Origin of the sequence: Glutamicibacter sp. NPDC087673 (assembly GCF_044743255.1) — a bacterium.
Lineage (GTDB): Bacteria > Actinomycetota > Actinomycetes > Actinomycetales > Micrococcaceae > Glutamicibacter.
The window spans coordinates 409,585-434,032 of the sequence record NZ_JBIUWB010000003.1; the positions used below are offsets into that span (position 1 = coordinate 409,585).

The 24,448-nt window shown below is 59.8% G+C and carries 25 protein-coding genes and 1 pseudogene; 9 read left to right on the forward strand and 17 right to left on the reverse strand.

The window, feature by feature from the left end; translation table 11 throughout:
* The first annotated feature begins 6 nt into the window (after nucleotides 1-6).
* Nucleotides 7-519, forward strand: a complete 513-nt coding sequence (locus ACIOTL_RS09465; RefSeq protein WP_400342411.1) for a hypothetical protein — start codon at nucleotides 7-9, stop codon at nucleotides 517-519.
* On the opposite strand, the gene ACIOTL_RS09470 is transcribed toward ACIOTL_RS09465, so the two are convergent.
* Nucleotides 516-1,244: an SOS response-associated peptidase gene (locus tag ACIOTL_RS09470; RefSeq protein WP_332499405.1), complete on the reverse strand. Its 729-nt coding sequence runs from the start codon at nucleotides 1,242-1,244 to the stop codon at nucleotides 516-518. The two genes, ACIOTL_RS09465 and ACIOTL_RS09470, sit on opposite strands and share 4 nt — an antisense overlap.
* Nucleotides 1,245-1,371: 127 nt before the next feature.
* Here ACIOTL_RS09470 and ACIOTL_RS09475 point away from each other — a divergent pair, with 127 nt between their 5' ends.
* The gene (locus ACIOTL_RS09475; RefSeq protein ID WP_400342412.1) at nucleotides 1,372-1,650 is read left to right on the forward strand and encodes a mycoredoxin; all 279 of its coding nucleotides are present in this window, start codon (nucleotides 1,372-1,374) and stop codon (nucleotides 1,648-1,650) included.
* Between the two features lie 59 nt (nucleotides 1,651-1,709).
* On the opposite strand, the gene ACIOTL_RS09480 is transcribed toward ACIOTL_RS09475, so the two are convergent.
* Entirely contained in the window at nucleotides 1,710-2,447 is a 738-nt protein-coding gene (locus tag ACIOTL_RS09480) for a biotin/lipoate A/B protein ligase family protein (protein WP_400342413.1), read from the reverse strand.
* A gap of 95 nt (nucleotides 2,448-2,542) precedes the next feature.
* Here ACIOTL_RS09480 and ACIOTL_RS09485 point away from each other — a divergent pair, with 95 nt between their 5' ends.
* On the forward strand, nucleotides 2,543-3,157 hold the full coding sequence (locus ACIOTL_RS09485; RefSeq protein ID WP_400342414.1) for a uridine kinase: 615 nt from the start codon (nucleotides 2,543-2,545) through the stop codon (nucleotides 3,155-3,157).
* Here the strand turns inward: ACIOTL_RS09485 and ACIOTL_RS09490 are convergent.
* Both ACIOTL_RS09490 and ACIOTL_RS09495 read right to left on the reverse strand, forming a co-directional pair.
* Nucleotides 3,154-3,972, reverse strand: a complete 819-nt coding sequence (locus ACIOTL_RS09490) for a thioesterase family protein (RefSeq protein ID WP_332595148.1) — start codon at nucleotides 3,970-3,972, stop codon at nucleotides 3,154-3,156. The two genes, ACIOTL_RS09485 and ACIOTL_RS09490, sit on opposite strands and share 4 nt — an antisense overlap.
* A 72-nt stretch (nucleotides 3,973-4,044) precedes the next feature.
* On the reverse strand, nucleotides 4,045-4,698 hold the full coding sequence (locus ACIOTL_RS09495; RefSeq protein WP_353616139.1) for a helix-turn-helix domain-containing protein: 654 nt from the start codon (nucleotides 4,696-4,698) through the stop codon (nucleotides 4,045-4,047).
* Between ACIOTL_RS09495 and ACIOTL_RS09500 the strand changes: the two genes are divergently transcribed.
* A complete protein-coding gene (locus tag ACIOTL_RS09500; protein ID WP_400342415.1) occupies nucleotides 4,697-5,632 on the forward strand; it encodes an NAD(P)/FAD-dependent oxidoreductase in 936 nt (311 codons plus the stop codon). The two genes, ACIOTL_RS09495 and ACIOTL_RS09500, sit on opposite strands and share 2 nt — an antisense overlap.
* 676 nt (nucleotides 5,633-6,308) lie before the next feature.
* Nucleotides 6,309-6,512 (forward strand): cold-shock protein, encoded by a 204-nt coding sequence (locus tag ACIOTL_RS09505; RefSeq protein ID WP_013349123.1) that lies wholly within the window; start codon nucleotides 6,309-6,311, stop codon nucleotides 6,510-6,512.
* Between the two features lie 294 nt (nucleotides 6,513-6,806).
* Here the strand turns inward: ACIOTL_RS09505 and ACIOTL_RS09510 are convergent, their stop codons facing one another.
* The 10 genes and pseudogenes from ACIOTL_RS09510 to ACIOTL_RS09555 form a co-directional block, all read right to left on the reverse strand.
* On the reverse strand, nucleotides 6,807-7,025 hold the full coding sequence (locus ACIOTL_RS09510) for an FAD-dependent monooxygenase (protein ID WP_400342416.1): 219 nt from the start codon (nucleotides 7,023-7,025) through the stop codon (nucleotides 6,807-6,809).
* 99 nt (nucleotides 7,026-7,124) lie between these two features.
* On the reverse strand, nucleotides 7,125-8,396 hold the full coding sequence (locus ACIOTL_RS09515) for an MFS transporter (protein WP_400342417.1): 1,272 nt from the start codon (nucleotides 8,394-8,396) through the stop codon (nucleotides 7,125-7,127).
* A 449-nt stretch (nucleotides 8,397-8,845) separates the two neighbouring features.
* Nucleotides 8,846-9,205 carry a hypothetical protein gene (locus tag ACIOTL_RS09520; RefSeq protein ID WP_400342418.1) on the reverse strand — a complete coding sequence of 120 codons (360 nt, stop codon included), beginning with the start codon at nucleotides 9,203-9,205 and terminating at the stop codon, nucleotides 8,846-8,848.
* A 532-nt stretch (nucleotides 9,206-9,737) separates the two neighbouring features.
* Nucleotides 9,738-10,712, reverse strand: coding sequence for a class 1b ribonucleoside-diphosphate reductase subunit beta (gene nrdF, locus ACIOTL_RS09525; RefSeq protein ID WP_105658533.1), 975 nt, complete (start codon nucleotides 10,710-10,712; stop codon nucleotides 9,738-9,740).
* A 214-nt stretch (nucleotides 10,713-10,926) separates the two neighbouring features.
* On the reverse strand, nucleotides 10,927-13,065 hold the full coding sequence (gene nrdE, locus ACIOTL_RS09530) for a class 1b ribonucleoside-diphosphate reductase subunit alpha (RefSeq protein ID WP_105658532.1): 2,139 nt from the start codon (nucleotides 13,063-13,065) through the stop codon (nucleotides 10,927-10,929).
* Entirely contained in the window at nucleotides 13,062-13,547 is a 486-nt protein-coding gene (gene nrdI, locus ACIOTL_RS09535; protein ID WP_105658531.1) for a class Ib ribonucleoside-diphosphate reductase assembly flavoprotein NrdI, read from the reverse strand. Before nrdI ends, nrdE begins: the two co-directional genes overlap by 4 nt.
* A 42-nt stretch (nucleotides 13,548-13,589) precedes the next feature.
* Nucleotides 13,590-13,820 carry a glutaredoxin-like protein NrdH gene (gene nrdH, locus ACIOTL_RS09540; RefSeq protein WP_013349130.1) on the reverse strand — a complete coding sequence of 77 codons (231 nt, stop codon included), beginning with the start codon at nucleotides 13,818-13,820 and terminating at the stop codon, nucleotides 13,590-13,592.
* A 514-nt stretch (nucleotides 13,821-14,334) separates the two neighbouring features.
* Entirely contained in the window at nucleotides 14,335-15,072 is a 738-nt protein-coding gene (locus ACIOTL_RS09545; RefSeq protein ID WP_105658530.1) for a YggS family pyridoxal phosphate-dependent enzyme, read from the reverse strand.
* A 75-nt stretch (nucleotides 15,073-15,147) separates the two neighbouring features.
* The gene (gene poxB, locus ACIOTL_RS09550) at nucleotides 15,148-16,872 is read right to left on the reverse strand and encodes a ubiquinone-dependent pyruvate dehydrogenase (protein ID WP_400342419.1); all 1,725 of its coding nucleotides are present in this window, start codon (nucleotides 16,870-16,872) and stop codon (nucleotides 15,148-15,150) included.
* A 321-nt stretch (nucleotides 16,873-17,193) separates the two neighbouring features.
* Nucleotides 17,194-17,577, reverse strand: a pseudogene (locus ACIOTL_RS09555) (Cmx/CmrA family chloramphenicol efflux MFS transporter); the annotation flags it as partial.
* A gap of 84 nt (nucleotides 17,578-17,661) precedes the next feature.
* Between ACIOTL_RS09555 and ACIOTL_RS09560 the strand changes: the two are divergent.
* A complete protein-coding gene (locus ACIOTL_RS09560) occupies nucleotides 17,662-18,021 on the forward strand; it encodes a cupin domain-containing protein (protein ID WP_400342420.1) in 360 nt (119 codons plus the stop codon).
* Here the strand turns inward: ACIOTL_RS09560 and ACIOTL_RS09565 are convergent.
* Nucleotides 18,018-19,079, reverse strand: coding sequence for a PLP-dependent cysteine synthase family protein (locus ACIOTL_RS09565; RefSeq protein ID WP_400342421.1), 1,062 nt, complete (start codon nucleotides 19,077-19,079; stop codon nucleotides 18,018-18,020). The two genes, ACIOTL_RS09560 and ACIOTL_RS09565, sit on opposite strands and share 4 nt — an antisense overlap.
* Nucleotides 19,080-19,138: 59 nt before the next feature.
* Here ACIOTL_RS09565 and ACIOTL_RS09570 point away from each other — a divergent pair, with 59 nt between their 5' ends.
* Both ACIOTL_RS09570 and ACIOTL_RS09575 read left to right on the forward strand, forming a co-directional pair.
* On the forward strand, nucleotides 19,139-19,927 hold the full coding sequence (locus ACIOTL_RS09570; protein ID WP_105661401.1) for a hypothetical protein: 789 nt from the start codon (nucleotides 19,139-19,141) through the stop codon (nucleotides 19,925-19,927).
* Between the two features lie 117 nt (nucleotides 19,928-20,044).
* Nucleotides 20,045-20,392 carry a hypothetical protein gene (locus ACIOTL_RS09575; RefSeq protein ID WP_105658525.1) on the forward strand — a complete coding sequence of 116 codons (348 nt, stop codon included), beginning with the start codon at nucleotides 20,045-20,047 and terminating at the stop codon, nucleotides 20,390-20,392.
* 73 nt (nucleotides 20,393-20,465) lie between these two features.
* Here the strand turns inward: ACIOTL_RS09575 and ACIOTL_RS09580 are convergent, their stop codons facing one another.
* Nucleotides 20,466-23,000, reverse strand: a complete 2,535-nt coding sequence (locus tag ACIOTL_RS09580) for an esterase-like activity of phytase family protein (RefSeq protein ID WP_400342422.1) — start codon at nucleotides 22,998-23,000, stop codon at nucleotides 20,466-20,468.
* 178 nt (nucleotides 23,001-23,178) lie between these two features.
* Between ACIOTL_RS09580 and ACIOTL_RS09585 the strand changes: the two genes are divergently transcribed.
* A complete protein-coding gene (locus tag ACIOTL_RS09585) occupies nucleotides 23,179-24,024 on the forward strand; it encodes a 3-hydroxyacyl-CoA dehydrogenase (protein WP_400342423.1) in 846 nt (281 codons plus the stop codon).
* On the opposite strand, the gene ACIOTL_RS09590 is transcribed toward ACIOTL_RS09585, so the two are convergent.
* A complete protein-coding gene (locus ACIOTL_RS09590) occupies nucleotides 24,021-24,431 on the reverse strand; it encodes a hypothetical protein (RefSeq protein WP_332595379.1) in 411 nt (136 codons plus the stop codon). The two genes, ACIOTL_RS09585 and ACIOTL_RS09590, sit on opposite strands and share 4 nt — an antisense overlap.
* Between the last annotated feature and the right edge of the window lie 17 nt (nucleotides 24,432-24,448).

Here is a 24,448-nt window from a genome sequence, read left to right on the forward strand (position 1 = left end):
AAATACATGCCTTCAGATAAACGCTACAAGTCCGCCACTGCCTTATTCCTGGGCGCAGCAGTATTCATCATCGTCGGCATCGTCGTGCTGTGGTGGGACAGTCAGCAAGAAGTAGTTTTCTACTCTGGATCCTATGTACCGCTGGTCGAAGACTCTGAAATCTACTTCGGCCCGGGTCCCGCCGAAATTTTCGGTTGGGTGCTGGCTTTGCTCGGCGTTGGCGCGCTGGGGGTTGCCGGCGGCTTATCGCTTCGCCAGCTCGCTCGGTTCAAGGCCTGGTTCCTGATCGCCGGGCTGCTGCTGGCAGCAGGTGGCATCGGAGCACTGCTATGGGACTACAACCAGGTTCGAACCTTCGGCTGGTTCGCCTATGCCCCGCTGAGCGAAGCAGCATTCGTTCCTGACAGCGCAGCCCACGTCATGGGCGAGCTGGGACTTGTGGCAGGAACCCTGCTGGCCAGCAGCTACCTGGGGTTCCGGCTCGGGTCCAAGCCCAGCGGCTCAGCCATCCGCGGCTAAAACAGCGAGTTGTTGTGCGCCGCAATCAGCTCCGGCGAATTATTGCGCACATTGCCAACAGCGGTATCGACCTCATGCATGGTCCATTGGGAAGCCACATCGAAAGCTTCGGCGCGAATCTGCTCGATCAGCCCTTCACCGTCTTCCTCGGCAGGGTTCATCCACCGGCCCATCATCTCCTTGCCCAACGGAATGGGCAGGCGATCATGCAGGCCCGCAAGTTCGCCGAGCACCCCGGGCTCTTCCGCCGAAGGTGAATCCATGGTCATGATCGAGGTGGAAAGAATCCAGGACCCGTCCTGGTCCTTCCACCATTCGTAGAGGCCGGCGAAGAAGATCAGCTTTCCATCCTCGCGATGCACGTAGAAGGGGCGCTTTTTGCTGCCTTCCTTTTTCCATTCGTAATACCCTTCCACCGGGACGACGGCACGGCGCTTCTTCACCGCCGAACGGAAGGTCGGCTTGGTGCTGGCCGTCTCGCTGCGCGCATTGAAGGCGCGCACCCCGACCGCCAGCTCCTTGGCCCATCCTGGCACCAGCCCCCACCGTGCTACATGGATCTGGCGGTGCAGCTCATCGTCGATCAGCCGCTCGAGCACAACCGGCACGTCGGTAGTCGGAGCAACGTTCCAGGACTGGCGCAGTTCCAGATTGGCATCCGCTTCCGCCTCGGCCTCTGCCACCAGATCGCCGATGGCTTTGGCCATCACATACCGTCCGCACATCGCCTACCCCTTAGAACCGGCATCAAGGAAAATCTGCTCCCCAGTCTAGCGAGCGGAGCAAAAGAATCCAGCGAACTTTTTCTACCCCTCCGGGAACAAAGTAAACATCATTGCCGTTACACCATGTATGAGCAACGAATTGAACCTTGACCAGTACGTTCCCGCTGCCGGCGGAGTCACCATGTTCACCACCAGCTGGTGCGGCTACTGCCGCAACCTCAAGCGCCTGATGGATCAGAAGGGTATCGCATACACCGAGGTGAATATCGAAGAAGTCGAAGGCACCGCAGAGATCGTCGAGGCGTTCAACAACGGCAACCAAACCGTGCCAACCCTGATCTTCCCGGACGGCACCGCAGCCACCAACCCGCGCATTGACGAGGTTGTTGAGCGAGTCGGCGCCTAGATCCGGCCGCGAACCAAAATCGGCACCCGCATCGGGTGCCGATTCTTTTTTAAGCTGTGCTAGATGCCTTGCAGCGTGGCGTGCTCGCTATATTCGTCGAGCAGCGCTGAAATAAATGCTTCGGTGGTGACAGCGGCGAGCAGATCATTAGCCGCGCCTACCGTCGTGGGATCCATTGGAATGCCCATTGCTTGGTAGACCCCATCGAGGACTTGCCGCAATGGCGCGGAATCCTCGACAACAAAGACCGAAGAGAACAGCCATGCCCCGGAAACCACACGCTGAGCTGTGCCTACCAGCTTCACTGGATAGTTGCGCGGCGATTTCCCATCAGGGAAGCCACGCACCGAATGATCTCCCGGGCAATACTCCCCCGGGATTGGCCCGACTTGCGCATTCACGCCAAGGCGCTGGAAAGCGTTGGCATACACCCGCGCGAAGACCTCGAAGCGATTCTGCTGGCGCATCACCGCCTCGGCTTCGGGCTCAATATGATCAACGATCAATGTACCCCGGTGATACGCGGCGGCCCGGCCTCCAGCTTTGCGCACCAAAGGAGCAAAGCCTTGCTGCTGCGCTACGTCACGAGCCGCCTCATAGCCCTCTAGCCGCACATCGCGCTGGCCGAAGGCCAGGGTCGGGTCCGGACGATAGAGCCGTAGCAGCGCGCCGCTTTCGCCAGATTGGACGCTGCGCAGCAGTTGCACTCCACGTTCTAGGTCAGCAGCCGGGTCTCCGCTAGGATTTTCGATTTCCACAGATAACGGCGCATCTGACTGGGGGTTCCACAAACTCATAAATCTGAGTCTAATTCAGCAATTCGCTCCAGGCGGAGTAGATGTCACAGCATCCGATTGCCGATGGCCGAGGTTTCTGGGCCATAATAAAAGGCGTGCCAAATTCTTCTACCCCTGTCATCCTGATCGGCGGACCGTCCGGCTCCGGCAAGTCCTATCTCGCGTCGAAATTCGGCCGACCCCACCTGCCACTGGACGAGTTCTACCGCCAGATCAGCGAAGATGGGAATCCCGTTGATTTCCCCCGTACCGGTTACGGCGAAATCGATTGGGACAATTCGGCTACCTGGAATCAGGAAGCCGCACTGCAGGCTATCGATGATTTGCTCCACCACGGTACCACTCTGGTCCCCAACTACTCGATCACGACCTCGAGCTACAACGGGCATCGTGAAATCGCTTGCGCAGACGGGCCGATTGTCGCCGAAGGCATCTTCCTCTACGAAATCCTTGAGCCGCTGCGCGCCAAGGGCATTAACGTCCAAGCGTATTACGTCGACGAACCTGCATTGGTAACTGCTCTTCGACGGTTCGTGCGCGATGTAGCACAGCGCCGGAAACCGGTCCTGTTCTTGGTCAAGCGCGGCTATGCACTTTTCCGGGCCCACGGTGCAGACCGGGAACAGTACCGCCAGCGCCAGTTCACGCTGAAGTCCAAGCCAGAGCTCAAGAAGCTGCTGGCCAAGCTTTCAACCGGCGCATCGAGCTAGCGCGAACGGACCGTCAGGATCTGTTCAGCACGGCCGAAAGGGCCTGCTTCATCGTGCAATACCGTTGAGGTCAGGCCGATGCCGTCTGTGCCGAAGCTCTGCTGGACATCCAGGCCCAGCCACTTGCCCTCGGGCTTGCGGTACATGTGGATCTGCAGATCCACGTTCGGGTAGATCCAGGTTCCTTCACCCGGATCCACGCGCGGCACCACACCGTTTGCCGTGTCGATCATTCCCACCAAGCTGGACAACGCTGTGGCGTCTCCTGTGTCGACGAGGTCATAAGGAGTACGCAGCCACGCAAAACCTCGACCCGGCCGCAGCTCATCATTGGCGCGCATCTCGATGGATTTGATGTAGCCGCCGGGCCACTGCTCACTGATTTCGCGCACCGCGCAGGCCTCTGGGCCTGGGATTTCCTTGTCTTCAACCCCTGCAACAGCACTGGTGTCACCCGTAATCACCCGCCACGCGCGCGCAACGATGCTGGTGCGGCCCTTGGCCGTCATTTCGGCCTCGATCAACTCGATCGTCCGGCCGGGACGGACCATTCGCGTTGAGATCTCGAATTCTCCGGCGTGAATAAGGCCATGGATCTCATAGCTGATCCGTGCGATGCGCATGTCTTCACGAGGCTGGAAATTTTCCAAGGCGTAGGCCAAGATTCCAGAGGCGGGACCCATGTGCTGCTCATGGGGATTCCACGCACCTTGGGAATGCCACGACGAGCGATAGCGGCCTTCACCGAGTGCTTCGAAATAGAAATCGCCATCAGCTAGGACCTGTTCAAGCTCCTCGTTGAGCTGGTGCGTCATCGTTGCCCTCCTGGCATCGCAGTGTTCAATACTCTGCCCTCAGGTTATCCAAGAGTAATTGGAATCACTAAACTAGCTGGCTGTGTCGTGCTCATGGGCTCGTTGGCCTGCATTATCCATGATTCCGAGCACCTCGGCAATGCCATTGACCGCCCACAGGGCATGAGGAGTCATTGTGTCGAACTGCGCAGATTGCCCCGCCTTCACGTGATAGGTGCGATCTCCTAGCTTTAGCTGGATTTCTCCGAGGAGCACTGTGAACCATTCCTTGCCCGGATGAATACGCAGCTCGGTGGGAGCAGGCGCCTGCGAAGGGTCGAAACGCATTTTCGACACATTCACCCCGTTAACTGCGTCATCGGTGGACAGCTTCCACATGGTTATCCCGGGCATCGAAATCGGCTCCGGGCGGATAATAATCTCGGCTTCAGAGGTCGATACGAGCTCATCCAAGCTGGTATTCAGTGCCTTGGCTATTGGAACCAGCTGGTCAAGAGCAATACGCCGGCCTCCCGTTTCAATCCTGCTGAGCGTGGAAACGCTCAGGGAAGCCTTGCTCGCCAACGATTCCAACGACCAGCCGAGGTTCTGCCGCAACGTTCTTATGCGCTGGCGGATAACTTGGTCAACTTCGAATTCTTGCGTCATGCGCAAAACGGTACACCCCACAGCGCAAAACGTCGATACCGTGGACACAACATCACAAATAGCAGGGAGAGGAATCATGGAACATTTCGAAGCGATCATTATCGGCGGCGGCAGTGCCGGGCTCGCGGCCGCAGTCGCATTGGGCCGCTCACGGCGCACTGTCCTGGTCATCGACGAGGGAAATCCGCGGAACGCGGCAGCGCAGCATGCCCACAACGTTCTGGGAAACGAAGGCATTAACCCGCTGGACCTCCTGGCCCGCGGACGGCAGGAAGCGATTAGCTATGGCGCGCGGATCATCGAAGGCGAGGTGGAGAACCTCACCGGTTCGCTGGACACCGGATTCAACGTCTCAGCTGCAGGGAATACCTTTAGCGCCGAACGAATCGTGCTGGCAACGGGCCTCATTGATGATTTGCCGTCGATTCCGGGGCTGGCCCAAGCATGGGGTGATACCGCGATCCATTGCGCATACTGCCACGGCTGGGAAGTGCGTGACCAGGAGATCCTGGTACTCGGAATCGGCCCCATGAGCACGCACCAAGCAATGATGTTCAGCCAGCTCAGCTCGAAGATCACCTTCGTCAACCACACCCCGGATGCATTGAACGATGAAAATCGCGCGACACTTGCCGCATTGGGAATACCGGTGGTTGAGCAGCCAGTGAAAGCAATCGATTTCGACACCCAGGGGACTCTGGATTCAGTCACGCTGGCAGACGGCCAGAAGATCAGCGCTCAAGCTCTGGTAGTTGCAAGCCGAATGAACGCACAAGCCTCGCTCTATCTCAAGCTCGGCGGACAGCTTGCCGAGCACCCGCTTGGCACCTTCATCCAGGTCAATGAAATGGGTGCCACAGCCCTGCCAGGGGTTTATGCGGCAGGGAATGCCAGCAACCTAGGCGCGATGGTCATGGCAGCAGCCGCAGCCGGAACGATCGCAGGAGCAGCCATAAATGCGGATCTGCTCGGAAATCAGCTAGCTAAGGCCCAGGCGCAAGCGCGTCTGTAACTGCTGGCTCTACCCCTTCAGGTACCGGCCCAAACGGGGTAGAGCCAAGGCCGCAGGGTGAGCATGAAAATAGCCCGCATCATTTTTCCAGAAAATAATATTTACTAAAACACTAGTCAACGGGCAAATGACGAATATCGATTCAACGATTTGCATTGCCAAAACGCCCAAGTATCACGCATCACGCCCCACGAACCAGCGATCAATGGTACGCTTGATTTGTTACCTCAACGGTTGCAGGTGTGAGTCCCCGCCAGTAATTGTTAGCAGTAGGATTTGTAGCACAGCCAACAAATCGTCTGTGCTTTACAAATCGGTTCATCGATCTTCAGATCGAATGAGCTCCTATCGAAACGAATTCTTCATCTTCTCTTCTTCACTGCAGATAAAACATCTCGACGACTCCGTACGTCACTTTTCTGTGGATTCCTTGTTCTACTCCGCTAGCGTGGGGTCATTACCCGTTAGCAGCCTGGAATCCGACGATGTTTAAGCAAGTGCAGCGACCCCCGTTTTGGCCGATACCGGCAAAATCAGTATTCGATTCTCCGTATCGACGGCAGGCGAATCGTTCTCGGCAGCTCTGCGCGAGGTAACCCCTAAATTTTCCGATTCGGAACTTCGGATCGGCAACCAGGCCACATCGTGGCCAATCAATAAATAAGGATATAACACTATGGCCACTGGCACCGTGAAATGGTTCAACGCTGAAAAGGGCTTCGGCTTCATCGCTCCTTCGGATGGATCGGCTGACGTCTTCGCACACTACAGCGCAATCCAGAGCTTCGGTTTCCGTAGCCTCGAAGAGGGCCAGACTGTTGAGTACACCCTGGAAGCTGGTCCAAAGGGCCCACAGGCAACCAACATCCAGGCTCGCTAAGAGACTTTCTTCAAAGGTGTAGTTCCCCGCAAGGTTGGAACTGCACCTTTGTTGCTTTTAACCGGTTCTTAGCTGCAGGCTTCGACCGGAGGACGTTCCCGAAGAACCCCAACGCCAAGCAATCTACCTGGCAGTGCCGTTTGTTTCGGGGGCAAGAGGAAAGCTGCAGCTATCGGCATCGGCAGCTGGAATTCGGCTCGGAATTCGACTATCGACTGCACGGCTAGTAGATTGCGGAAATTCCACTGTGGCGCCACGGCAATGAATTGAAAAGGGAGCTGCATTCGCGTCAGGTTAGGAACGGTTACCGGCGATCCGTTGGAGTCCGACTACTTGCCTGGGTAACTTTGCTGAACCCGATTCTTCGAATTCACCCACCAGTCCCAGTTCATAGAGCACGTGCAAAGTTGACGGACAGATGGTGCCACCGCGAAAGTCCCTGAGGAACTCACCGTGCTTGCCATAAACCGCTACTGGCACACCGCTGCGAGCAAGCATTAAACCGGCGGCCATTCCAGCCGGCCCTCCCCCAACTTTGATTCACTGCCTTCTGCCTGCCATGAATATGCTCTCCTTCATTTGAAGTGCCTATTACCGAATTGGATTTGCAGCCTACTGGTGAACAGTTCCAGCGCTATTAGACTTCATATTCACAGCGATCATGAACATCGCAAAAATCAACAGCACCACGGCCAGTCCGCGGAACCCTACAGCTGCCAAAATTGGGCCAGCGGTGAGACCGCCAAGCACACCAGCCAGATTCATGCAGAGGTCCGACGTGCCCTGCAACTTCGGACGTTCAGCAAGGCCAACTGATCCAGTAATCATCGTTGCGCCTGCAACCGTCGACGCCGACCAACCGAGGCCTAGACTAAGCAACGCCAAAGTTGTCACGGTATGGTTCTCTGCATTGCTCCATACCAAGATGCTTGCGGTAACTAGCAACGCCTGCCCGGTAAAGATGACCGTTCGTGGACCTAGCATATCTGTGAGCCAGCCAAAGACTGGTGAGAGCGCATACATCCCCGCAACATGGACCGAAATGGTGATCCCGATGAGCGTGAGGCTTGCCCCTTGATGCTGCATGTGAATTGGAGTCATCGACATCATGGACACCATATAAAGATGAGTCAAGGCGACGGTAAGCACGGCATGCCTGGCACCAGGAGTGTTTCTTAGGATGCTCCAGCCGCGGCGGCGAAGCTGAACCTCGCTCGCTTGGGCAGCCGCCTGACGCTGTGCGATCTGCAACGGATCGGGACGCAAGCCCAGCCAATAAACAAGAACCCCTACCAGCTGGGCGCACATCGCAATAAGAAAGCCGCCGGTAAACGGTGGAAGGCTAATGAACTGCGCTAGCTCTTCTCCAGGTTCAAATAAATTCGGGCCGATGACTGCACCCGCAGTTGTTGACCACACAACCAGGGAAAGGTCACGGCCTCGTGTAGCCGTGGTGGACAAGTCGGTGGCAGCGAATCGAGATTGGAGGTTCATTGCCGAACCTGTTCCCAGAACCAGCATTCCAAGCAGCAGCAACGGCCAGTATTTCAGAAAAGCTGCGGCCATGATGACGACAACACCGCTGGCTGCCAGCAATGCGCCGGTCGACAGCGAAATACGCCGGCCGAACTTCTGGGCAAGCAATGCCAAAGGCAACGCCATGATGGCAGCACCTAAAGTATTCATGGTCGCGGCCATGCCAGCCAATGCATCGAGTCCGGAAATGCTTACGATCAGCAGCGACCCCAAAGTCAGGGTTGCGCCACCGCCTAGACCTCCAAGAATTTGTCCCGCAGCGAGGACGGAAATCGACTTGCGTCGAATCCGCTGAATCTGCTGGTCATCCAATGAACGCTGTTCATCCGAAGTGAATTCGATCTGCACATTGACTCCCCCGCATTTATAGCTACCTGTACTGTCTAAGTATCTACTATTTATCTCCGAGCGTTGAGTGCGCCGCTGTGCATGACTATGGACCCACCGAAGCTGGGCTATAGCCGGAGTGGTCGCATCCCATGAATTTCCAATTCAATGGGCTAGGTAACTCACATTGGTTGCGGATCCGCATCTTTCGACGCTCGAATAATACTGGCGTATCGCTCTGCCGGGTCAGCAGGCAGTCCCACTTTAAGTTCACGGTTCACATCAACAGCGAACACCTCTGCGGCTCCGGATTGGAGTCCATCTCGCGGTCTTCAGACCCCAGCTTGGCTGAGCCGTCGGCGAAGGCGCAAAATTTCGGACCCGTATGTGAGATCGGTCCTTTCGAATAGGGCAACGGCGACGCATGCTTCTGTGGAAGCATACCGAGATTGCTATTACGCCTACTCAAGTTACTCGTTTTCGCGAATCGCTGCCGCAGGCAGCTTACCCTTCACTGTCTCAAGACCACTGCCTCCAAAGCTCAAAATACGTGCCTTGTCCGGCGCAGTCTCGATCGTTTCCATAACGTGCACCGCGAAGAGCGCCACTTGAGCTTCAAATGGTTCCATTTGAGGCCAGAACTCTTCGCCACCAGATTGAACCGCGTGATTGAGCACTTCTTCGAAAGTGCAGTCGAATGCGTATAGCTCTTTTGAGTCGGCATACCGCAAGAATACGTATCCATCTTCAGCAGGAGGCACAATAAAGACCTCGCCAAGCCCCGATAATTGGTGTTTCAGTCGCTCCAGTTTGCCTGGCAAGCTAGGCATTTGGACCCCCATTCTTGCTTTGGCAGAGAACCATAATGATGCAGCGATCTGATTATTCGGCCGCCGTGCTGAGGTCGCTCTCTTCTGCTTTTGTGGCCGAAGGAGTTTTTGCTGTAAGAGGCTGAACTCGCGTGGATGCTAGTCAAACCCTGTTGCTCACGATACCTGCGAAATCTCGCCAGTTCGCGTTCATCTGCGGTTGCGGGCCAGGTTGCTTCCGCCCAAGCCATAATTCCCCGCGATCTGGCGGTTGTCCTTGTCTCGATGGGGATACTGCGAGAACGAGTTCCAGATTTCATAACCGCTGCTCACCGCGCAAACGGGACATTTGTCCACGCACCGGGTTCGCACGTAGTTACCAATGGCCGTTCCAACACCACAGGCGCCCCAAGTTCATGCTCGGTCCACCGCTGACGTACCGTTAGCCCAGCCGGATACGTCAACTTCGGAACAGCTTAAATGCCAGCAGGCCCGGACTCTGCATGAGTCCAGGCCTGCTGGCCATCACCAATTAGGCTGAAGATTTTCTAGATTAGAAATCCCAGTCTTCGTCTTCGGTGTTCACTGCCTTGCCGATCACGTACGACGAACCGGAGCCGGAGAAGAAGTCGTGGTTCTCATCAGCGTTCGGGCTCAACGCAGCCAAAATCGCTGGCGACACGTCGGTCACGGTCGACGGGAACATTGCCTCATAGCCCAGGTTCATCAGCGCCTTGTTGGCGTTGTAGTGCAAGAACTTCTTGACGTCCTCGGACAGGCCTACCGGATCATAGAGATCGTGGGTGTACTGGACTTCATTTTCGTACAGTTCATACATCAGCTCGAAGGTGTAGTCCTTCAGCTCCTGCTTGCGCTCCTCGGTCTCGTTTTCCAGACCCTTCTGGAACTTGTATCCGATGTAGTAACCGTGAACAGCTTCGTCGCGGATGATCAGGCGGATCAGGTCTGCAGTGTTGGTCAGCTTCGCATGCGAGGACCAGTGCATTGGCAGGTAGAAGCCCGAGTAGAACAAGAACGATTCGAGCAGGGTCGAAGCAATCTTGCGCTTCAGTGGATCTTCGCCGTGGTAGTAGCTCTCAATGATCTGAGCCTTCTTCTGCAGGTTCACATTTTCAGTGGACCAGCGGAAGGCTTCGTCGATTTCCTTGGTCGATGCCAAGGTCGAGAAGATCGAGGAGTAGCTCTTTGCGTGTACCGATTCCATGAAGGCAATGTTGGTGTACACGGCTTCTTCGTGTGGGGTGATCGCATCTGGAATCAGCGAAACAGCGCCAACGGTGCCCTGCAAGGTATCAAGCAGGGTCAGACCGGTGAAGACGCGCATGGTCAGCAGCTTCTCGTCTTCGGTCAGGGTTCCCCACGACTGGATGTCGTTGGACAGCGGCACCTTCTCCGGCAGCCAGAAGTTATTGACGAGACGGTTCCAGACCTCTACGTCCTTGTCGTCCTGGATACGGTTCCAGTTGATTGCCTCAACCTTGTTGGTGAGCTGAATCTTCTCGGTCATTGCCCCTCATCGAAAAGCTAAATCGTATTAAGAACTTTGCTTACAACTCTACCGTTCTTTCGAACGCCACCTGTACAGCAAGGCCCCAAGTTATTGTCAGATCGCTGACACGATCTGAGGTCGTTTTGATATGCAACAGCTGCCGTTGGACGAAACCATGCGGCAGCTGTTGCGTGATGCCATTGCCCGGCTAACCGGTCAATGGATCAAGGTCTTACAGTGCGCAGGAAACGCAGCCTTCAACCTCGGTGCCTTCCAGCGCAAGCTGGCGAAGGCGGATGTAGTACAGGCTCTTGATGCCCTTGCGCCATGCGTAGATCTGAGCCTTGTTGATGTCACGGGTGGTGACAGTGTCCTTGAAGAACAAGGTCAGCGACAGGCCCTGGTCTACGTGCTGGGTTGCGGCAGCGTAGGTGTCAATGATCTTCTCGTAGCCGATTTCGTAAGCGTCTTCGTAGAAGTCGATGTTCTCGTTGTTCATGTAAGGAGCCGGGTAGTAAACGCGGCCGATCTTACCTTCCTTGCGGATCTCGATCTTCGCTGCGACCGGGTGGATCGAGGAAGTCGAGTTGTTGATGTACGAGATCGAACCGGTGGGAGGAACTGCCTGCAAGTTCTGGTTGTAGATGCCGTGCTCCATGACAGAAGCCTTCAGCGCCTTCCAGTCTTCCTGGGTAGGAATCTGCATGCCATCGAACAGCTCGCGGACGCGCTCGGTAGCTGGAGCCCATTCCTGCTCGGTGTACTTGTCGAAGAATTCACCGGAGGCGTACTTCGAGTTCTCGAAGTTATCGAAGGTCTCGCCGCGCTCCATGGCGATCTTGTTCGATGCAGTCAGTGCATGGAACAGGATCGTGTAGAAGTAGATATTGGTGAAGTCGATGCCTTCTTCGGAGCCGTAGTAGATGTGCTCGCGGGCCAGGAAGCCGTGCAGGTTCATCTGGCCCAGGCCGATGGCGTGCGACTTGCTGTTGCCGTCAGCAATCGAAGGAACCGAGGCGATGTAGGACATGTCCGAGACTGCGCTCAGGGCACGGATGGCGATGTCTACCGAGGTAGCCAGATCCTTGCCGTCCATGGCCTTGGCGATGTTCATCGAACCGAGGTTGCAGGAGATGTCCTTGCCGACGGTCTTGTAGCTCAGGTCGTCAGAGAACTCCGAAGCGGAGGAAACCTGGAGGATTTCCGAGCACAGGTTCGACATGGTGATGCGGCCGGCAATCGGGTTGGCCTTGTTCACGGTGTCTTCGAACATGATGTACGGGTAACCGGACTCGAACTGGATCTCGGCCAGGGTCTGGAAGAACTCGCGGGCGCTGATCTTCGTCTTCTTGATCCGAGCGTCGTCTACCATCTCGTAGTACTTCTCGGTGACGGAGATTTCGCTGAACGGTACGCCATAGACGCGCTCGACGTCGTACGGGCTGAACAGGTACATGTCTTCGTTCTTGCGAGCCAGCTCGAAGGTGACATCCGGAATAACAACACCCAAGGACAGGGTCTTGATACGGATCTTCTCATCAGCGTTTTCGCGCTTGGTGTCCAAGAAGCGGTAGATATCCGGGTGGTGTGCGTTCAGGTAAACGGCACCTGCGCCCTGGCGTGCACCGAGCTGGTTTGCATAGGAGAAGGAATCTTCAAGAAGCTTCATCACCGGGATGACGCCGGAAGACTGGTTCTCGATCTGCTTGATCGGCGCACCGTGCTCACGCAGGTTGGTCAGCGACAGGGCAACGCCACCTCCGCGCTTGGACAGCTGAAGCGACGAGTTGACTGCGCGGGCAATCGATTCCATGTTGTCTTCGATGCGCAGCAGGAAGCAGGAGACGAGTTCGCCACGCTGTGCTTTGCCGGCGTTCAGGAAGGTTGGGGTGGCAGGCTGGAAGCGGCCTTCAATGATTTCATCGACCAGGTGCATGGCCAGCTTTTCATCGCCACGTGCCAGGTGCAGGGCAACCATGCATACGCGGTCTTCGTAGCGTTCCAGGTAGCGCTTGCCATCGAAGGTCTTCAGCGTGTACGAGGTGTAGAACTTGAAGGCGCCCAAGAAGGTTTCGAAACGGAACTTCTTGCCGAAGGCGTGCTTGAACAAATCCCGGATGAAGTTCATCGAGTACTGATCGAGGGTTTCACGCTCGTAGTACTCGTGCTTGACCAGATATTCAAGCTTCTCATCGAGGTCATGGAAGAACACGGTGTTGTTGTTCACGTGGTCCAAGAAGTACTGGCGAGCCGCGTAGCGGTCCACCTCAAACTGGATCTTTCCATCTGGTCCGTAAAGGTTCAGCATGGCGTTGAGGTCGTTGTAGCTCAAGCCCTGGAACTGGGCTGGGAGCTCCTTTGAGCTATTCATCGTTGCTGCCGGTTCTGCGACGCTGGTGTCCAAAAGGTTTCAAGCCCTTCTTTGACGTTGAGAACGTCTTCTGAGGTTCCCATAATTTCGAATGTGTAAAGCACGGGTACGTTGCATTTCTCGGCAATGCGTTTTGCCGCAATGCAGTAGTACTCGCCAAAGTTTGTGTTCCCTGCACCGATCACGCCGCGAAGATTCACGCGGTTCGCTTCATGCCGCAGGAACTTCATGATCTGCGGCATGATCGAGCGCTTGCCACGCTCTCCGCCATAAGTGGGTATGAGCAGCACGTATGGTGCAGTTGAGATCAGCTGCGGTTCGGTCGCATAGACCGGAATCCGTGCGGCATCCATCTCAAGTTTGTCCACGAAACGCTTGGTGTTCTCCGAAACAGATGAAAAATAGATCAGTTTCGAATCGGTGAGTTCCAGCGGTTCCTGGGCCTCAGCATTTTGCCTATCGGCAAGCGCTGCAGGTGACATTGCTTTTCGCCTCCACTACAAGCTAGCGGATGGAATTCTTGATTAGTTGGCTGGAGCCAGCAGCTCGATCTTGTCTGGGCGGAAGCCCGACCAGTGATCGTCATCGGTGATTACGACTGGTGCCTGCATGTAGCCCAAGCCACGAACGTGCTCCAAGGCTGCCGCATCCTGAGAGATGTCTACCTTGTTGTACTCGACACCCTTCTTATCCAGCGCGCGGTACGTAGCGTTGCACTGAACGCAGGAAGGCTTCGTGTAAACCGTGATGGCCATGTCCCTGATCCCCTTTAAAAAGTCTTTGTTTCGGCTAAGATCCCGGATTTTCGGAAAAGTCCTAGCCATCCTCTCGGATGCCTCAAAACCACTGTTTCGAGGTGCTTCTGGTGCGAGCCGCACCGACGGGTTCAATACTACATCTTGTGTTTGGCGGGTCAAGCGGCCACAACATGATGTATTACAAGTATGTCATTCATCCACGGCAACGTCCACAGGAACTGTGGATATTAACCCCCGTTTAAACCGCGATTTCTCGCGGACTCGAGACCTTTGTCCACAGGTTGGCAGAAGTCCGCTGTGGGTTAAAAATTCTTCTTGTGAGATGTTCGTCGGCGTGTTCTGCACCCTCCATGTAGTTCGGGGTACACGGTGTGCACCACTACATGTAGTGTCGCCCCTGGCACCCACAGTTTGGCCGACGCACGACCGGCTGTGGAGAACGCGCAGCAAGGGCAGCTGGCGATTTGCCAGCTGCCCTTGCAACGAAGCTCAGTGGCGACGCAGAAGCGTCTTAGGCCGGGTAGGTGCGGGCACCGAAGATTCCCTGGCCTACACGCACGACGGTGGCCCCCTCGGCGATGGCCAGCTCGTAGTCTCCGCTCATGCCCATGGACAGGTGCTGGAAGCTTTCAGGAGCATCCTGCTGCAATTGGTCACGGGTTTCGCGCAGCAACGCAAAGCTGCCACGGATAGATGCTTCGTCCTTGGTATTTGCGGCCATGGTCATCAAGCCCACTGGCGTCAACCGATCCAGCGGCGCCAACCCGCCAAGCAAGTCCGCTGCCCCAGCAGCTTCGATGCCTGATTTGCTTTCCTCGCCGGAGGTATTGACCTGGATGAAGACTTCAAGCGTCCGATCCTCTGCCTCCAAACGGCGTTGCAGGGTCTGTGCCAGTTTCAGCGAGTCCAAGGCATGGAATTCATCAGCGAACTTCGCCACGAACTTCGCCTTGTTGGTCTGCAAGGGACCGATAATCGCATAACGCAGGTGCGGGAAATCCTCGCAGAAGTGCTCGTACTTGCCTTGGGCCTCTTGGACCTTATTTTCCCCCAGCGTGTCCACACCGGCAGCAATGGCCAATGCCAAGCGCTCGAAATCGATGGTTTTGGTGACCGGCAGCAGCCGAACCGAGCCAGCGTCGCGGCCGGCAGCCAGCGCCGCCGCGGCGATCTTCTGGTTGACAGCAGCCAGGTTGCGGGTGAAATCCTCGATGGTGGCCGCGTGGGTAGCGGCAGGTTGCGAAGCCAAAGCGCCAACTTTCTTGATGTCACAAACGTGTTGCTGGTGCCAAGGGCACCAGCAACAAGCATAGGCATAAAAGGACTAGAACAATTGCCGCCAATTGGTTTTAGCCAGATTCAGCAGCTCGTCGCCACGCCCGGAGAGCACGGTGCGTATGGCATACAAGGCAAATCCCTTGGCTTGTTCCAACTTGATTTCCGGTGGCATCGACATCTCCTGGCGGTCGGTCACCACATCCAGCAGCGCAGGACCGTCATGGGCCAGGAATTCTTGCACCGTGGCTTCAAGCTGCGCCGAATCATCTACCCGGTAGCCCTTGAGCCCCGAGGCGGTAGCCACGGCCCCGAAGTCGGGGTTGTGCAGATCGGTGGCGTAGGTGACGAACCCGGCGGCCTTCATTTCCAGTTCCACGAAATTCAGCGAGGAGTTGTTGAACACCACGATCTTGATCGGCAGCTTGTTCTGCGTGGCGGTCAGCAGCTCACCGAGCATCATGGCCAATCCGCCGTCCCCGGCGAAGGCGATAACCTGGCGCTGCCGGTCAATTGCCTGGGCGCCCAGGGCATGGCACAGTGCGTTGGCCATGGAACCGTGGTTGAAGGAGCCGAGCACCCGTCGCTTGCCGGTCATGGTCAGGTAGCGGGCTGCCCAAATCACCGGGGACCCCACATCGGCGGTGAAAATCGCATCCTCATCTGCGTGCTGGTCGATCAGCCGGGCCAGATACTGCGGATGGATTGCAGCACCCGGCTTGGAGGGCGTGGCGAGCTCGTCGAGCTTCGTACGGGTCTTGCGGTAATGCTCCACCGCTGTCTCCAGGTGCTTGCGGTGGGTCTGCACCGGCAGCAGCGCATCCAGAGCCGCCGCGGTGTCCTTCACGGTGCCCACCAGCGGGATGTCCACCCGGGTGCGCTTGCCGATCTGCTCGCCGCGGATATCCACCTGGATGATGGTCGCGTCCTGCGGGTAGAACTGCTGGTAGGGGAAGTCGGTGCCCAGCATCAGGAGCACGTCGCATTCGGCAATCGCCTTGGCGCCCGAAGCGAAACCCAGCAGGCCCGTCATGCCCACATCGAAGGGGTTGTCGTACTCGATATGCTCCTTGCCTCGCATCGCATGCACGATCGGCGCGCCGAGCTTGCCAGCCAGCGCGATCACCTCATCATGGGCTCCTGCCACGCCCGCACCAGCCAGAATGGTGACCTTGCGCGAGCCTTCGAGGATCTCCGCGGTGCGCTCGAGCTCGTCTTCATTGGGCAGCACCCGCGGGTTGGTCTTGGTGATTTCCTGGGTGGGCGTGCGTTCCATCTCAGCCAACGCGACATCGCCGGAAATCACCAGTACTGCCACGCCGCGCTTCTCGATGGCCTCGCGCATCGCAATGCGCAGCATGCGCGGCATCTGCTTGGGGTCGGAAACCTGTTCGGCATAGACCGAGCAGCCACGGAAGACTTCCACCGGGTGGGTCTCCTGGAAGTAGTTGGAACCGATCTCCTCGATAGGGATGTGCGCTGCAATCGCCAGCACCGGCACGCGCGAGCGGTTCGCGTCGTACAGCCCGTTGATCAGGTGCAGGTTCCCCGGACCGCAAGAGCCGACGCATACCGTCAGCTCTCCGGTGATTCCGGCTTCGGCCGCCGCGGCGAAGGCAGCGGCTTCCTCATGGCGGTGGTGGACCCATTCGATCCGCCCGTTCTCCCGCAATGAATCGGTCAAGCCGTTCAGGGAATCCCCCGGAAGGCCGTAAATCCGGCGCACTCCCTGGGTATCGAGCTGTTCAATCAGGTGGTCGGCTACGGTAGGCAAAACATTCCTCCTGCACACAATTTTCCAGTGGGTCTATTCTTCACCCTACTGCGCCAGCCACCTTGTGTCATGGGTTTTTGACGCTGCCGAAGGTTCCTCCCAACACACCGGCAGGTGGCGCACGCAACGAGCGCTGCCTACCGGGCAACGCCGGCTACCCCGCACCGGTCCACCCAGGTCCACCGCGCCTTCTTTCCCGGCGTCCCGGGGCCTGTGGGCGAAGCGCGCCGCGGCGGATCATCGATGGGAGCCAGCCGTGGTATCCAACAGCATGCGCCGGCTCAGCAGCATGGCCAAGGGAGCGGCCGCCGCCAATGCCCAGGCCGCGTAGAGCACCCGCGCAATCACGGTGCTGCCGACGCCGAAAATCAGGAAACCCTGGATGAAGACAAGGCAGAGCAGCGCCATGGGATGCGACGCGGTCCAAGCCAACACGACCCAACCGGCCAGCAGCAGCGGTCCTCCGGAGAAGAGCACCAGGCCCGGTCGCCGATCCGATAGCCGCCCTGCGCTGGTTACGCCGAGAAAGGATCCGAGCCCGAACAGGACCAGCGCGGCCCAAACCCATCCCTCGGCCACGCCGGCGGTGATAGCCGCAACCGGCGCGATGAAGGTGAACGCCGCGAAGGTGCCCCCGTTGAACAGCGTTCCCAGTGTCATGGCCAGGATGAGCGGCCGCGTGGCCAACTGGCTCAGTTCGGCACGCACCGCGTCACCGCCGGGTGGACCGGGGCGCTGCCCGCCATTGGATAGGCTGGAAGCTGCAGCAGAGAACTTCAAGGAGAGACGATGCCCGAACCGCGCCGCATGGCCAATACCACCGAGCTGGCCGCCGGAAAAACCAACGGAGCGATCTGGAAGCTGGAACCCGGGCAGCGCGACCTCGACGCCAACGTGATCTCGCTGGCCCCGGCCGGGGAAATCGGGGAGCACCAGGGCCCGGAGCTGGACGTGGTGCTGCACGTCTTCGCCGGCTCCGGGGTGCTGCATACCGCCAGCGGATCCATCGAGCTGGCCATCGGCGACATCATCTACCTGCCCGCCCGCTCCCAACGGCGCTTCGTGGCCGGCGAAGCGGGCCTGGGCTACTTCTCGGTGCACCAGCGCAAGAAGCGGGCCGGGCTCATGCCCGCCCTGCGTGGCAGCTAGCTCCAGGCCCCGGTCTGGATGAAGCGCTCCAGCTGCGCGGCGTAGGGCTCCAGGTCCAGGCCCTGCTCGGCCACCCACTGCTCATTGTAATAGGTGTTCGCGTAGCGCTCGCCGGAGTCGCAGATCAGCGTCACCACCGAGCCCTGCTCGCCGCGTTCGAGCATCTGGGCGATGATCCCGAACGCCGCATAGAGGTTGGTCCCGGTGGAGCCGCCGGCAAAGTAGCGGGTCTTGGCGCGCAGGAAATGCATGGCTGCCAGCGAGGCGGCATCGGGCACCTGCACCATCTGGTCGATTACCCCGGGCACGAAGCTCGGTTCCACGCTGGGCCGGCCGATCCCCTCGATGCGCGATCCCTGCCCCGTCGCGTAGCCCATGTCCCCGGTACGCCATCCCTCGTAGAAGGAGGAGCCTTCCGGATCGCCCACGCAGATCCTGGTTTCGTGCCGCTTGTAGCGCGCATAGCGCCCGAAGGTGGCGCTGGTGCCGCCGGTCCCGGCACCGACCACGATCCAGCTGGGGATCGGGTGGGTTTCGGCGGCCATCTGCGCGTACACCGACTCGGCAATGTTATTGTTCCCGCGCCAATCCGTCGCCCGCTCGGCATAGGTGAACTGGTCCAGGTAGTAGCCGCCGGTTTCGGCCGCCAGCGCGCGGGCCGCCTCATCGACCTGGCCGGCCGCGTCCACCAGGTGGCAGCGCCCGCCGTAGAACTCGATCAGCTCGATCTTCTCGCCGCTGGTGGACTTGGGCACCACCGCGATGAAGTCCAGCCCCAGCATCCGCGCGAAGTACGCTTCGGAAACGGCCGTGGATCCGCTGGAGGCCTCCACCAGCGTGGTGCCTTCGCCGATCTTCCCGTTGACCAGCCCGTAGAGGATCAGCGAGCGTGCCAGCCGGTGCTTGAGCGAACCGGTGGGGTGCACCGACTCATCCTTCAAATAGAGCTCGATCCCCCAGTGGGCGGGAAGTTCGAAGCGATGCAGGTGGGTGTCGGCGCTGCGGTTCGCGTCAGCGTCGAGCAGGGAAATGGCACGGCGTACCCAAAGATCTGTCATGGCTCCACTCTAACCGTGGCGAACGGTTTTAACCCTTGCGGCGTGGTACCTTCGGAATCGTGAAAAGAAGGCTGGTTACCGGCGGTTATGCCGCCATCATCCTGCTCGGCTTGGGCTGGGCGGCGTGGGCGGTGCTTTCCGCCGCCGGGCTGGAAACACTCGCCGGCGGGTGGATGGGGCAGGACGCCACCGTCACCTCGGTGCCGCGCATCGGGCAGCTGCCCTGGTTCGGGCTGATGGCCGCAGTGGCGTTCTATGCGATTTGGCAATGCCTGCCGCAAGAACGCACCGGGTTCCATCGGCGGCTGCGCCCCTGGGTGCTCGGCGCGGTGCTGTGCAATGCGCTGTGGGTGGCGTTCTTGGAGCGCGACCGCATCGGCACTTCGCTGGTGTTCGGCCTGCTCCTGCTGGCATTGCTGATCCGCATCGTGGTGATGATCGGCAAGACCCCTGCCCTGCAGCAAGTGGACCGGTGGATTACCCGCGCCAGTTTCGGGCTGTTCACCGGGTGGCTTTCGGTGATCGTGCTGGCCGAAACTGTCGCCTTCGCCGCCCTGTCCGGGGCCGACGCCAGCTCCCTGATGTTCAAGGGCGCCTGCGCCCTGTCGGTGCTGCTCCTGGCGCTGTTCCTCAGCGCGGTGAGCTTCAAGAATCCCATGGGGATCTACCTGAACGCCGGCGCGCTATGGGTGATCGGCTGGATCATCGTGGACCGCTACACCGGCCACGCCACCTCTCCCGGGTTTGCCACGGTGCTTTCGATCGCGGCGATACTGATGCTGCTGTGCCTGCTCAGCGCGCTGCGGACCCGCATTCGCAAGCTGCGCCCGCCCGCAGCCTCCCAGTAAATTCCCAGTTCGCAGTCAGCGCAACGGCGCGGCCTTGAGTGCCCACCCCCGGCTGGCTAGGCTGGGAGCTGAGACCTCAAGGTCCACCAGACTCAAGGTCCATCAGAGAGGAACAACATGTCGAAGACTGCCAAGAGCTTGAAGCAAGTTGAAAAGTCGCTGGCGAAACTCGCCAAGGCTGCCAAGGAAGAGCTGCCGAAGGAAATCCGTGGCGGCTGGAACGAGGCCGTCTCCGGTGTCAACACCGAAGCCATCAGCAAGGCCGGCGCCAACCTGATCGAGAATGTCGGCGGGAATTCCAAGGCCGCCAAGCGTGCCCGCGCCTCGGTGGAGAGCGCTGTGCAGGCCGCGCAGAAGAACCTCGCCGCCCAGGACAAGAAGTCCGGCAATGGCGGCAAGTTCCTGGTGATCTCGCTGATCATCGCCGTCGTGGCCGCGGTCGTGATTTCGCAGAAGAAGAACTAGCTGTCAATACCGAAGGCGTGGCACCTGCATAGGTGCCACGCCTTCGCTGTTTTCCTGGTTCCTTCCGCTCGGCCTACTTCGCCCGGGCCCGTGCGGTCTTGAGGGCCGCCGCGGCGCCGAGCAGCGCGATCACCGCGCCCACCGGAATCAGCCAGAAGCTGTTCGCACCGGTATCGGCGAGGTGTTCGCTGGCTTCCGGCTGGGCTGGATCCGCGGCCTGCGGCGCCTGGGACTGGCCAGCTTCCCGGGTCGGATCCGGGACCTGCGAAGGATCGTGCGATTCCCCGCTCGGCTGCGGCGAGGGGTTCCGGGTTGGTTCCGCGGCTAGCTCTTCGCCCTGGTCTTCACCCTGTTCTTCGCCTGGCGCGTCGCTTGGTGCCTGGCCGGCCAGCTCGAAGACCTCTTCCACCGCACCGAGGTTCGCGAAGACGGTCTCGCCGGTGGCCTCATCCACCGCATCGTTATCGGTCACCACGTAGACCTGGCCATCGGCTACCGCCAGCCCCTCCAGCTTCTCCTGGGTCCAGCCGCTGGTTTCCTGCAGGACCGGCAGCACATCGGCCGCCAGCTTCTTCTGCACCAGCGGCACTTCTCCTGCCTGGGCCTGCGGAAGCCGGAACTGGTAGACCGCCTTGTGCTTGGCGTCCGGCCCCACCTGGTTATCGCGCTCGATCACCGCGTAGGAGCCATCGGGCAGCGCGGTGATTTCCGACAGGCCATGCCATGCGCCTTCGGCTGCCGGGTCCAGCTGGTAGCCATACCAGCTGAACTCGCCGGTGGACGGGAGGTATTTGCCCAGGCGGACGACGTCCTCGCCGGGCAGTTCGCGCTGCACCGCGAACACCACTTCTTCCTGCTTCCCGGAGCCGGTCGCGGCGATGCCTTCCAGCCCGTGCTTGCCCAACCCCGAAAGTGCAGGCAGCGCGATTTCTTCCTGCACCGCACCGGCCGCGTCGATGCGCACCAGCAGGTTGTCCGCCCCGGTTTCCCCTTCATGGGCGGCCCAGAATCCGCCGTCCGCGCGCGCGGCAATGCCTTCCAGATCCAGGTCGACGCTGGCCGAGGTGACCGCCATCGAGGATTCAACGGTGGCCGGGGTCCCGGTTTCCAGGGTGTAGATGCGCGGCTGGTACGCGTTGTCGCTGACCGCGAAGAGCTGCGAAGCATCGGCCGGGTTGGCCGACAGGCCGCTGAGCGCGCCGAAAGGCACCGGATCGGCGGCATCCGAGGACAGCTGCGGGAACTGCGGCGCGGCGGCGCCGAAGGAGTACAGGGACACCGCCGAGCGCACCTGGCCCTCATCGGTTTCCGAGGCGATGGCCAGCAGGTTGCGCCCGGGGATCGGCAAGATCCCTTCCGGGCCGTTGGTGGTCGGCAAGCTTTGCAGATAGCGCGGGCTGGATGGTTCGGACAGGTCGTACACGGCCACGAAGTTCCCGCGTTCGGCGGCGATGAATCCGTAGTCCACGCCGCCGAATTCGGCGATGGCCAGCCCCTCGGGCTCAACGCCCTTCTTGCCTGCGCGCTGCTCCGGGAACAAGCCCTGGGAAAGCGCGAGGTGCTCGAAGCTATTGCCGGCATCCCACACCACGTCGCCGGTGGCGGAGTCGAAGATCGTGAATCCGCGGCTGCCGCCCTTCCAGTCGCCCTCATTGGCCGTGGCCAGATAGCGGTCCTGGATCCAGCCGATGGCATCGGGCTCGCGCGGCACGCCCTTCAGCTCCCCGCTGGGATCGAGCACACCGTCCTTTTCGGTATCGATCCCCGCCAGGTCCACGGTCCCGGTGCTGAAGGCGCCGGTAATCCCGCCCGAGGCCAGGTCCACCAGCACCACGCCGTTGTTTTCCTGGAGGGTTGCCGCCAGCTGGTTCTTCTCGTTGATCGTGACGTACTCGGGCTCGGGGTCTTGCGGGGTGTCGAGACCGGCCGCGGCCAGCAGCGGCAGCGCAATCGGTTCGGTGCGGGAACCGGAGGTGAGCGGGACTTCGCGCAGCTTCCAGCCGGCCGGGTCCGCGCTTTGCAGGTCCATGATGGCGATCGTTCCGGCCGGGGCTTGCGGCAGCGCGCCTTCGCCGGCATCCTCGTCGCGTTCATTCTCGATGGCGATGCCCGCGTAGGCGCCGTCGGCGGACAGCGCGATGGAATCGGGCTGGCCTGGCAGTGCAAAACTGTGCACCAGCGTGCGGTCGGCAATCCGCACCACATCCACCCGCCCCGAGGGGTCGCTGTAGCTGGCCGAGGTGTTCACCACCACGAACACGTAGTCGCCGTGGGCGGCCACGCTGGTGGGCTCGTCCTCGGCGCTGCCCAGCTGGTGCAGGCCCAGCAGGCCCAGGCCCTTCGGTGCGGCAGGGTTGGAAATGTCCAGGAAGCCGACGCTGCGCGAGAGCGCATCGGAGTAGATCAGCGTGTTGCCGTCCGCCGATACGGTGGAGATTTCCGCGGCGGTGGCCGCGGCTGCGCCGTCGGGGTGGTTCTGGTAGACCGGGTAGGTGGCCTCGCGTTCGAAGTACTCCCCCGGGTCCGCGGCGGCGGCTAGCGGCGACAGGCTCGCGGCGATGACGGCGGCGGCCAGGACTCCCGGGGCCTTCTTGGATATGCGGTGCACGTAGTTCTCCCCCATGCTGGTTGCGGATGACTCCCCAAGAGTTCCAGCACCACCTAGCCAGAAAGTGAATCTTCGGCAACTGGCAGCCAACCAGCAGGTGTCGGGCGTTCTCCCGCTCACATTTAGTTGAAATTGCGCAACTAAAAGCGGAGAGTGAAGCTGTACCCCAAGGAGAATCATGGAACTGCAACGCATCACCGTTCTGGGCACTGGCGTGCTCGGCGCACAAATCATCTTCCAAACCGCCTACCACGGCTTGCCCGTCATCGGCTACGACATCAGCGAGCAAGCGCTGGCCGCCGCAAACCAGCGGCTGGATGCCCTGGTTGCGCAGTACGCCCAGTACTTCGGGAACCCGCAGAAGGCCCAATCCGCCCGCGAGTCCATCGAACTGACCAGCGATCTGGCCGACGCCGTGCGGGAGGCCGACCTGGTCATCGAGGCGGTGCCCGAGAATCTGGAGATCAAGGCGCAGACCTACCGGAAGCTGGCCGTGCTGGCCCCCGAACAGGCCATATTCGCCACCAATTCATCGACCCTGCTGCCCTCGGATATCGCCGAGTTCACTGGCCGCCCCGGACAATTCCTCGCCCTGCACTACGCCAACCGCATCTGGTCCAACAACACCGGCGAAGTCATGGGCACACCAGCAACCACCCCCGAAGCCTACGAAGCAGTGGTCGATTTCGCCGAGCGTACCGGGCTGGTCGTGATCCGGGTGCTCAAGGAGCAGCCGGGCTACGTGCTGAACTCGCTGCTGGTCCCCTTCCTGCAGTCCGCCAGCCACCTGCTGGTCAACGGGGTCGCCGATGCGCAGACCATCGACAAGACCTGGAAGCTGGGCACCGGAGCGCCGCATGGTCCGTTCGAGATCTACGACATCGTGGGGCTGAACACCGCCTACAACATTTCCCGTGCAGGCGATGCAACCAGCCAGAAGTTCGCCAAGCTGCTCAAGACCCAGTACATCGACCAGGGCAAGCTCGGCGCAGCGGCCGGCGAAGGGTTCTACAAGTACAACTAGCCGCCGCGGGGCGCGCCACCAGGCAGGGGCGCGCCCTCATCCCAGTCGGCCAGCGGCGGAAGGCTCTTCGGATCCGCTACTTCCAGCCCCACCACGATCCAGTCGTGGTCGAAATCCGTGCCTTCGGGAACATGCAGGGTATCGACCACCGGGACAGGGCCACCTGCCAGTCCCCCGGCCTTCGCCGCACGTTCATGATCCCGGTACTGGATGCGCACCACCCGGGCGGCGACTGCTGCCACCGGCACCCCCGTGCCATCGAAGGTGCCGTGGTCATCGAGCTCGAAGGAAATTTCCCCGCGCCCATTGCGCACCTGGGCCAGCTGCCAGCGCACGTGATCGCCTACCGAAAACGCTGAATGGCAGCAGGCATGGAGCGCTCCGTAGATTTCTACTGTGATCTGCATGTTCGGCAATCTACCCG

Coding starts and splice junctions, on each gene's coding strand:
- ACIOTL_RS09480 (WP_400342413.1), bottom strand. CDS start 2,447: ATGAGTTTGTGGAACCCCCAGTCAGATGCGCCGTTATCTGTGGAAATC.
- ACIOTL_RS09565 (WP_400342421.1), bottom strand. CDS start 19,079: ATGACAGATCTTTGGGTACGCCGTGCCATTTCCCTGCTCGACGCTGAC.
- ACIOTL_RS09470 (WP_332499405.1), bottom strand. CDS start 1,244: ATGTGCGGACGGTATGTGATGGCCAAAGCCATCGGCGATCTGGTGGCA.
- ACIOTL_RS09585 (WP_400342423.1), top strand. CDS start 23,179: ATGGAACTGCAACGCATCACCGTTCTGGGCACTGGCGTGCTCGGCGCA.
- nrdI (WP_105658531.1), bottom strand. CDS start 13,547: ATGTCACCTGCAGCGCTTGCCGATAGGCAAAATGCTGAGGCCCAGGAA.
- ACIOTL_RS09465 (WP_400342411.1), top strand. CDS start 7: ATGCCTTCAGATAAACGCTACAAGTCCGCCACTGCCTTATTCCTGGGC.
- nrdE (WP_105658532.1), bottom strand. CDS start 13,065: ATGAATAGCTCAAAGGAGCTCCCAGCCCAGTTCCAGGGCTTGAGCTAC.
- ACIOTL_RS09575 (WP_105658525.1), top strand. CDS start 20,045: ATGTCGAAGACTGCCAAGAGCTTGAAGCAAGTTGAAAAGTCGCTGGCG.
- ACIOTL_RS09590 (WP_332595379.1), bottom strand. CDS start 24,431: ATGCAGATCACAGTAGAAATCTACGGAGCGCTCCATGCCTGCTGCCAT.
- ACIOTL_RS09520 (WP_400342418.1), bottom strand. CDS start 9,205: ATGCCTAGCTTGCCAGGCAAACTGGAGCGACTGAAACACCAATTATCG.
- nrdH (WP_013349130.1), bottom strand. CDS start 13,820: ATGGCCATCACGGTTTACACGAAGCCTTCCTGCGTTCAGTGCAACGCT.
- ACIOTL_RS09560 (WP_400342420.1), top strand. CDS start 17,662: ATGCCCGAACCGCGCCGCATGGCCAATACCACCGAGCTGGCCGCCGGA.
- ACIOTL_RS09490 (WP_332595148.1), bottom strand. CDS start 3,972: ATGACGCACCAGCTCAACGAGGAGCTTGAACAGGTCCTAGCTGATGGC.
- ACIOTL_RS09510 (WP_400342416.1), bottom strand. CDS start 7,025: ATGGCCGCCGGTTTAATGCTTGCTCGCAGCGGTGTGCCAGTAGCGGTT.
- ACIOTL_RS09505 (WP_013349123.1), top strand. CDS start 6,309: ATGGCCACTGGCACCGTGAAATGGTTCAACGCTGAAAAGGGCTTCGGC.
- ACIOTL_RS09475 (WP_400342412.1), top strand. CDS start 1,372: ATGAGCAACGAATTGAACCTTGACCAGTACGTTCCCGCTGCCGGCGGA.
- ACIOTL_RS09495 (WP_353616139.1), bottom strand. CDS start 4,698: ATGATTCCTCTCCCTGCTATTTGTGATGTTGTGTCCACGGTATCGACG.
- ACIOTL_RS09500 (WP_400342415.1), top strand. CDS start 4,697: ATGGAACATTTCGAAGCGATCATTATCGGCGGCGGCAGTGCCGGGCTC.
- nrdF (WP_105658533.1), bottom strand. CDS start 10,712: ATGACCGAGAAGATTCAGCTCACCAACAAGGTTGAGGCAATCAACTGG.